Origin of the sequence: Microbulbifer aestuariivivens (assembly GCF_039545115.1) — a bacterium.
In the GTDB taxonomy this organism is placed as follows: Bacteria; Pseudomonadota; Gammaproteobacteria; order Pseudomonadales; family Cellvibrionaceae; genus Microbulbifer; species Microbulbifer aestuariivivens.
Window position 1 is genome coordinate 1 of record NZ_BAABRT010000045.1, and the last position, 2,506, is coordinate 2,506.

Consider the following 2,506-nt stretch of genomic DNA (forward strand, 5'->3'; position numbering starts at 1 on the left):
CGTACACCGATGCAGACACTCGATGATGGCAAAAAAATCTGGATGGAAAAGTTCGTAAACTGAACCTGACCTGACAGAGCACCTTCTGAAAAACCGGTAACTGTCAGATCAAGTCTGAACTACTACACTTCTGGCAACCCTGGCAGAATTATACAGCCGGAGTAAAAAGCCACGGCACCAATTATTAGCGCAAATATCTTATTGATCTCGAGCTTTAGCACTTTTCTTCCTTGTGGCCATTTAACGCCGCTAGCAGGGGCAGCCGAAGCGCAGCGTAAGCTGTCCAGCCCAGCCACCGGCCGGGCGAACCTACCTAGCTTAGTTATGGATGACGCGCTCCAGCCCAACTACCATCACTTTGCCAGCCACGGATTGGCTGGCCACCGCCCAATGTTACGAGGTAAGATTACCGCACCGCCCCCACCAGATTATTAACTTAATGGCACTCCACGATACTGCATTGGACTACCCTCCTCTGCCAGGAAAGAGAGAATGCTCTAGGTGCGAAAATGCTTAGACGCTGAACACCACATAGAGTCAACGCTAAACGCAAAACCTTTACGGAAAATTACACCCTGGAATCGGCGAGTTTTAGCGATTAACGATCCGCAACATAGCAATCCAGGCGGAGAGTCATTTTTTGTTTCGGATCAGAACCGCAAAGAAATATATCCTTCAGGCTTGTCTTGCGACAATAAGTCACCTAACTCTTTTTCCTGTTTTTTTATCCACCACCCAACTTGTTATTCTTCTCCCTTCAATATTGTATTTAACTAAATATTCACCTTTGGACTTAATAGGGATATCTTTAATAACTAGCATTGCACCATACGCCCCATCGAAAACATACAAATTAATGTCATTTAGGCCCTCGTCCAATAAAATATTTGCTCTAGCAAGGTGGTTTCCTGCTGAGAGGACTGCTTTAACGGGATTATCTTTAGGGCGAGGACTTATCAATATTTGCCCTCTGTTTCCTTTACTAACTGAAACCAAAGCCCAGTCTTCCTTGTTATTTCTATTAACTGGCTCATGTGCATTTCTATATACATCAAATATTGCACATGCCGGCAGCAGGAATGAAATTAAAATGATAAAAAATAGATTGATTGTTCTCATTTACCTTACTCGAGTGTACTCTTTGAATAATCATAACATTGCTAGCGCAGCGTAGACTGTTCAGCCCAGCGACCGGCTGGGTGAGCTTGGTTATGGCTGACGCGCCAGACCAAATACTCACTTTCCCAGCCACGGATTGGCTAGCCACCGCGCAATGTCACGAGGGAAGATTACCATACCTCCCCCACCAGATTATTAACATATTGGCACTCCACAATACTGCAGTGGACTAGCCTGATCTACCGAACCAGAGAGAATGCTCTGGGAACGAAACTTCTTCAGCCCTGAATGGCCAAGCTGCTCAATGCTGGATGCTAAACCAGTGGGAAAAATTACACGCTAGCACCGACAACAGCTTTGAACGCCCGGCAACATAACGCCGCTAGCAGGGGCAGCCGAAGCGCAGCGTAGGCTGTCCAGCCCAGCCACCGGCTGGGCGAGCCTGCCTAGCTTGGTTATGGCTGCCGCGCTCCTGGCCGACTACTTGCACTTTGCCAGCCACGGATTGGCTGGCCACCGCCCAATGTTACGAGAGAAGATTACCACACCTCCCCCACCCAATTATTCACTTATTGGCACTCCACGATACTGCTGCGGACTACCTTTCTTCACCGAAGCAGAACGAACACTCTAGGAACAAAACTGTTTGGATGTGCTGTACCAATTCTGCCAGATACCAGACGCTAAAACAGTTCGAAAAATTACCCGCAGGCACCAACGATAATTTTTACCGATCGGCAACATAGCGCCGTGTGCATGGGCTGGAGCGTAGCGACAGCCCAAGGCAGCTTGATGCCTGACTATGCCGCACCTCGTTAGGGCTAGTGTTTAAGGCCATAGGTAATTAAAAACCTTTCTTTACTAGTGCCTGGCCAAAAATATAATTTCCCAGTCCCACTGTAAAAATCTGCTACCAATTCTGATTCTGGAATTTTATATGGTGCCTTTTCTAGATAGCCAATTTGTTTTTCATTATCTAGAAACTGTATAAATATTTCTGGTGCTAAATTGCTATATTGTTTAGCAAGATTATTTACATACTTAATTATTTCTGTATCACCTCCTTCTTGAAGGCTTGGGCAAACAATATATATTGCTGCTGAACTTTTGAAAGAGTCACCAGAATTGATAGTAGCTCCATCTTTACAAATATCAGCAATACCTGGTATTGCCTGAAGCAGTAAAACTAGAATTAGTAAATAATTCATATTTATTGAGCCTGGTCTTACCCACAAAAAGTAGACACTCTAACTATGCGCGTTTGCGCTCATACTCTGCTGGACTTTTGTAACCCAGTGTAGAGTGCCTGCGGACTCTGTTGTAGAAAACCTCAATGTATTCAAACACCTCGGATTTCGCCTGACTGATACTTTCAAAGCTCACTGCG

General features: G+C 45.5%; 3 protein-coding genes. All 3 read right to left on the reverse strand.

The features are described from left to right. Positions 1–699 precede the first annotated feature (699 nt). Entirely contained in the window at positions 700–1,119 is a 420-nt protein-coding gene (locus ABEA58_RS14160) for a hypothetical protein (RefSeq protein WP_345552540.1), read from the reverse strand. 821 nt (positions 1,120–1,940) lie between these two features. Next, positions 1,941–2,327 carry a hypothetical protein gene (locus tag ABEA58_RS14165; RefSeq protein ID WP_345552542.1) on the reverse strand — a complete coding sequence of 129 codons (387 nt, stop codon included), beginning with the start codon at positions 2,325–2,327 and terminating at the stop codon, positions 1,941–1,943. A gap of 43 nt (positions 2,328–2,370) precedes the next feature. Beyond that, the coding region (locus ABEA58_RS14170) for an IS3 family transposase (protein WP_345552543.1) at positions 2,371–2,506 on the reverse strand (136 nt) is incomplete at its 5' end.

Excerpts from the sequence above, each read along its gene's own strand:
- ABEA58_RS14160 (WP_345552540.1), bottom strand. The coding sequence starts at position 1,119 with ATGAGAACAATCAATCTATTTTTTATCATTTTAATTTCATTCCTGCTG.
- ABEA58_RS14165 (WP_345552542.1), bottom strand. The coding sequence starts at position 2,327 with ATGAATTATTTACTAATTCTAGTTTTACTGCTTCAGGCAATACCAGGT.